Source organism: Candidatus Cloacimonadota bacterium (genome assembly GCA_019429305.1).
Taxonomy (GTDB): domain Bacteria; phylum Cloacimonadota; class Cloacimonadia; order Cloacimonadales; family JAJBBL01; genus JAHYIR01.
The window spans coordinates 1-2704 of record JAHYIR010000052.1 but is presented as its reverse complement, the minus strand read 5'-3'; the positions used below and the strand labels follow the sequence as shown (position 1 = coordinate 2704).

1 protein-coding gene is annotated in these 2704 nt (G+C 38.4%); it reads left to right on the top strand.

What is annotated here, in order from left to right:
* On the top strand, positions 1-2704 hold a 2704-nt coding region (locus K0B81_09740; GenBank protein ID MBW6516874.1), incomplete at both ends, for a hypothetical protein.

Below are 2704 nucleotides of genomic sequence, written 5' to 3'. Positions count from 1 at the left end.
AACATTTCCGGTAGTAAAACTATTTCAGTTTCAGTAGCGAGTGATGAGGATTTCAATATCCATCAATCCCTCTTTTTGCGGATTGATGGTGAATTACGACGTAATCTCAGGATCAGAGCCCAACTTTCTGATAGTCAATCTCCACTAACACCAGAAGGGGATACAAGAGAGCTGAGTAGTTTGGATCAAATATTTATCAAGCTTTACGGTAATGAATATGAGATCTCTTTTGGTGATCTGGATATTGCTTTTGATGACACCCAATTCATGAGCTATGCTAGTCGTTTTGAAGGATTAAAAGCCGAGTGGTTCGGGAAGAACAGCTTTCAGGGTGCCTTGGCTATATCAAGAGGTAAAGAGAGCAGTAATGAATTCTTTGGTAAGGATGGAAAACAGGGACCATATTTTGTAACTATACCTAATGTTGGGACCAATGTTCAGATAATACCCGGATCGGAAATAGTATATCTCAATGGTGTTACCATGACCAGAGGAACAGACTACACAATTGACTATTCTTTCGGTAGTTTTACTTTTACTTCTAGACATTTTATCGATAGCAATTCTCGGATTTTTATTCGATTTCAATATAGCGATGAGGACTATCGGCAAAACATGTATTTCAACAGTTCGGAGATCATCTTAACCGATAAGTTAAAAGTGAGTCATCATCTGATAATTCAGAACGATGATAAGAATAATCCCCTGCAAGAGATCTTTTCAGAAATTGATAAGTCGATATTGAAAGAGGCAGGTGATAGCCCTGCATGGGCTGATGGTGTGATTGAAGTAGAACCGGGAGAAGGATTATATGTAAAAGAAATGGATGGAGAAACAGAATACTATCGGTATGTCGGTAGCGGAGAAAACGGAAATTATGTGATTTACTTTTCTTATGTCGGTCAGGGAGATGGGAGTTATCAGCAGATTGCGCCCAACAACTTCGAGTATTTAGGTGAGAATAATGGCAGCTGGTTGCCGGTAAGATTATTACCTTCTCCGCAATTTAAAGCTAATTATGATATAGCACTTAGTTGGGATGGAGAGATTTACGAGGTCAGTGGCGAAGGGATTTTTTCTAATTTCGATCGAAATACTTTTTCACCTCTTGATAGTTTTAATAATGAGGGTTATGGAATTCATTGGCAGATGCGACTCTATCCTGACTTCTCAAGAATCGATCCCGATTGGCTTATCTACTATCGTCATTTGTCCAAGTATTTAGAGACTTTTTCTGATATTCGAGATCCGCAACTAAGCTATGATTTTTATGAAATTACTGAGATTGATACAGTTACCAGCAATGAGATCGGTACATCTTTATCCTTAAATATCGAGAATATTTTTATCCCGCGCGTTCGATATTTACGGAAGTCCGGAGGTAACATCTATAATAGAGACAATTTTGTCTTGAATTCGACACTCAATCAGTACATATTTTTTCCGAGAGTAAATTATCGTTATAATTATGCCAGACAATCGCAGGAAGAACCAACTAAGAGAGATCTGAACATTCGTCAGAATCAAGTAAACAGTTCGTATATTATCAAACGTTTTCAATTAGCTGGCAATTATCAATATAGAACATTTCGTGATTCTCACTATTCCGAAGAAGATGAAGATTGGGAGACAGGCACCAGATACCGCAAGCGAGGAATGTCTTTTGGAACATATCAAACAAGAACAGCTGCCTTTCAAATCTTTGCCGATCAAGAATACAATGATACTCTCAATATTAATTGGCAGGGCATAAGAGAAGCGCTTACTTTCGGAGGAGAGTCATTTTTAGATGTTTCCGAACAGAGAATCAGAACTGCTTATTCACATCGAGAAGTTAAAGATCTGACAACCGGTAGTGAGAACCGCTTTGATATGGCAGAAGTCAATCTCAACAATTCACTGTTGAATCGAGGAGTGAGCGTATATTCTAATTATGCTTTAAAAAATCTGGAGTTCTTTCCTTATGTTCGTGAATTGATCTATGTTGGTGAAAATGTCGGGATATATGATAGTACCGGTGTGGTTACAGAGAATGGTGGATATGATTACATAATGGTACAGGTTGGTGACCCTGAAATGTCTGTGGAAATCAACGCCGATTTAATGCTGAATATCTCCCCCCGTCTCTTTATTAAAAATGAAAGAGAAGATTCATCTGATGATTTTGTGAGTATTATGAAGAACTGGTTCAGTCGTATTCAGTCAGAGAGTTATTTCCAAATAATGGAGAATTCGAGATCTGACAAAAAGTGGGATGTATATTTGCTAAATCCGTCACTTCTGATGAATTCTGAAACGACTATCTACGGAAGAAATCTCTATCGGCAGACAGTCTGGCTTGATATCGTGCGAAGTCGAGTTTTGGCAAAGGGTGCTTTACATAGAGACAGGGTACTCGACAATCGTTATCAGGATAGTTTTCGTACCGATATCAAATCTCATGAGCTCATGTTACGGTTCAGCCGTTACTGGGCTACCGATTTTGAATTAACCTATGAGAACCGCTTAGAGGAAGAATCTAGATATGATTCTAAAATAGAGAGCAATAGTTATTCGGTCGATATGCGCAACAGATTGGACAACAATATGCAACTGGCAACTCTTTTGATCTTTACTGAAGAAAAGGGTGATAGGACATTCGGAGGTCTCTCTTACAGATTAAGAAGCTATGGGATTACAGAGACGTTTAGTTACTTTTTCCAAA